1 protein-coding gene is annotated in these 3,148 nt (G+C 51.2%); it reads right to left on the bottom strand.

The annotated features are described in order from the left end of the window. Positions 1 to 170 precede the first annotated feature (170 nt). A partial coding sequence (locus WC359_15345) for a LamG-like jellyroll fold domain-containing protein (protein ID MFA5401826.1) occupies positions 171 to 3,148 on the bottom strand: 2,978 nt, incomplete at its 5' end.

The raw sequence follows: 3,148 nt of genomic DNA, 5'->3' as shown, positions 1-3,148 counted from the left end.
CAATCTGTGCAGCCAACCGTGCCGTGGGCGCAGGCTTCAACTGCAGCAGCTCGCCCACCAACTTCTCCGTATCTACCAATTGCCTGTATGTCAATTCCATGTTTGCAACCTCCCTTGTTATCTATGTAGGCCACACCGGCCCTGAATGTGTTAGTATTATACCATAATTATCAGTTAAGCTTTGTTCCAGTTGATCCATTCCACCAGTATAAATCACTACCACTTAAGTATAAGTAGTAAGTTGAGCCGCCAAGATAAATCTTTGTTGCACTTCTAGTGCCCAGTTGTACATTTGAAGCACCTACTATTATTTTGTCTGTGGAAGATTCTAGATCAAAACCAACAATGTTTGATGCACCTATCGCCTGAAGATTTACACTTCCCTCAGTACTAATTGTACCAAACTGTATCGTGTAAGAATTCACACCGCCGCCGCTAGAATATATTTTCCCACCAACAGCACCGTCCAGCGAACGTCTGTATATTATGTGCTCATAGACGGTTTCGCCCATAATGTACTCTATACCGGTATTGCCCAGTATAATATTTCCATTACCGGCATATAATTTACCATCGGTCGCATCTATCTTGACCTGGTAGTCGTCACTGGATAACGAGTAAAATCCGGTACGATCTATCCAGATGCCAGTGCCAGAAGTAGCAGACGCCGGTGGTGTTTCGCCAATCGAGATCGCGGCGGAAGCCCCCTTCATTGCCAGTGTTTTAGCAATCTCCGCACCAGCTGAAGCATCAAGAGTAATAACCGCGTTGCCACCCGAATCTTTAATGGTTAGTATCCCAGCAGCCGTAACGCCGATACGCTCGACATTGTTATTGCGAATAGAGATAGCCCCGCTGGAAATCAAGATGTTGTTCTGGCTTGCGGCTACCTGCCCAATCAAGATGCTATCGGCGCTACCATCTAGTGTGATCCGCGCTGATGTCCCCCGCCGCAATATCACATCGCCCTCAGAGACATCCCACAATAGGTTGATCTTCCCTGCGCTGTTGTCGCCTAACAGCACATCGCCTGCACCCATTGACTCGGATGCCGTTCCATACGTCTGCGCGTTAGCAAACACCGCCAGTGCTGTCGTCCCCGCCGCGCCGATGTCGCTGCCCAGGAACAAATCTCCGTCTGTTTCCAGCGAGAACGTCTTGGTCGTCGTGGCGCTGTAACCACCGATGCCGTCCGCGTCAATCTGCACTCGCGCTCCGGTTTGTGACGTGCGCAGGTCGATCTCGCCGTCCATAATGTAGATGCCGGGACGCTTGAACGCCCCCGCATCCGCCAGCGGCTTCCCACGAGCGTACAGCGCCGCAACTTCCTCGGCGGTGAGGACGCGACCGAAGACGGCGTATTCACCAAAGCGCCAGCCGCCCATATAAGATGCGTTGTTGTCATTGCGTATTCCCAGTTTGAAGGTTGTCGCGGTGGGCGCACTTAATAACGCGGTGCTCGACCCAACAGTTGCTCCATTTAGATACAACGTATAGATGTCATTATCAAAATCCAACGTTACAACTAAATGCAACAGGTCTCCGGACTTAAAAGTTTGTCCGGTAACATTCACACGTGCTGCGTTATTTATCCACAGCCGTAGACGGTCATCTGTTGTGGGGTCGAACCATAGCGCAACCTGATTGCTGGCATCAGCCCAATAATCAAAAATGTAGGCTCCATTAGTGCCACACGGCCAGTTTGCATCGTCGGCGTCGTACTGCGTTTGTAACCACGTAGCAATAGTCAATGTAGATTTCCCCGATACCAGAGGGGCAAACGCGCTCAAGTCGATGATTGTTGTAGCTCGCAAATGAGCTGTGCCGCTCAGGCTGTAACCAGTTCCCAGAGTGCTATCAATAAAGCTCGTATAATATGCGGTGTGTTCTCTCTGAACTCCATCGAAAAACAGTACGCTTGTACTATCTGCAGCTGTATTGTCGATTTTGGCGATCACAGTAACGTCATCGCCTGTGGTGTTTTCCCATCGAACAATTACTCGCTCCCATCTACCGACCTTTTTCGCGCGAACGCTGGCCCGATCAACATTATTAGTCGTATCTCTAATTTTCAAACTGGCAGCAAACGAACTGCCACGATAAAAATATGCTGATACTGTAACCGACTCTCCATTAGCCAGAACTGTGCCAGTCGTCTCTTGAGCCACGCACCAACTGTTTCCACTAAACAAACTAAAGCTGCTACCTCCGTGCCAGGCCCTGGTTGTACTCCTGTCCAAACTACCACCAGCGCCGCCCCGAAAAAACGACCACCCTGACACATCTATCTCCGCCGATGTGTTTTGCACTCTATTCGTCGCCGACGGTTCCACCACCAGCGCCTTACTGTTCGCCCACGGCCCCTGCACCTGGTGGAACGCACCGGAGATTGTCGCTACTTGTCCTCTGGTACTCGTCCAGCTTGTCGGCGTGATCGCGCAGCCCGGGCCCCACAGCGCCAGCCCGTCCGCTTGTGAGAACAGCATATCCCCCATCTGCTCGGAGATAGCCAGGGTGCTCAGCCATACGTCTCCATCGCCGTAGACCACAAGGCCAGGATTGCTCTCGCTTTCACCAGCCCACAGCAACTTATCCGTACTCCCCGCATCGGGTACTATACCAACACGTTGATTGTTGCCACTATCGTAGAAGAACATGGGAATGTCGTGCAATTCCATATTCACGTTACTGATTAGTAAGTAACTATCACCCACGCCAACGCCTTCTCCGGCCCACAAACCATATTCGGCGTCAGACGTAATGCCTTCAAGATTACCCAAGCGCACCTTAGTCTTTGCCGCTGCGCCGAACGCAGCCCACGAATCTACACCATCAATGATGTCCATAAACGGCGCGAACGTCGAACTAGCATCCATGTACAGCGCGCCCTGACGGTCTGTATCAGTAGTGTTACCTACTCGAACCACAGTGCCACCAGCAGACAGGTCAGCCAAAGAGCCAGAGTCAGCTGTCACCGTATAGCGTTGGTGATCTACGCCGTTGTTAGTAACTACTGTTGGGCCAGCAGTCACCGTCATCTGCACAGATGAGATCGTCAGCGTATCATCAAGGTCGTAGTCCTTGTACCAGAGCAAGTCACCAATGGCAAAAACTGGCTCTTTGACATAGATATAGCTACCAGACGCTG

This window comes from Dehalococcoidia bacterium (genome assembly GCA_041653995.1).
Classification (GTDB): domain Bacteria; phylum Chloroflexota; class Dehalococcoidia; order GIF9; family UBA5629; genus CAIMUM01.
Note: the sequence above shows the minus strand (reverse complement) of the source record. Positions and strands in the feature narration are given on the sequence as shown.